Annotated in this window: 1 pseudogene; it reads left to right on the top strand. The window is 57.2% G+C overall.

The window, feature by feature from the left end:
- Window positions 1–229 (top strand): annotated as a pseudogene (locus SB775_RS34505) (7-carboxy-7-deazaguanine synthase QueE); the annotation flags it as partial.

A 229-nucleotide genomic window follows, 5' to 3' on the forward strand; every position in this document is an offset into this window, starting at 1 on the left:
CTCCGGTGGCAACCCAGCTCTTCACAAAGGCATCGCAGAACTCGTTGAACAATGCCGCGAACGCGGCTGGCGCACCGCTGTTGAAACGCACGGCAGCATCTGGCAGGACTGGCTCACGGAAATCGATGAAGTGACGGTATCCCCGAAACCGCCAAGCTCAGGCATGATTTTGGACTATTCCAAGCTCGATGCAATGCTTGTCAGGCTATCTGCGGCTCAAGCCAGCCTG

It is taken from the genome of Peribacillus sp. SIMBA_075 (assembly GCF_046534585.1).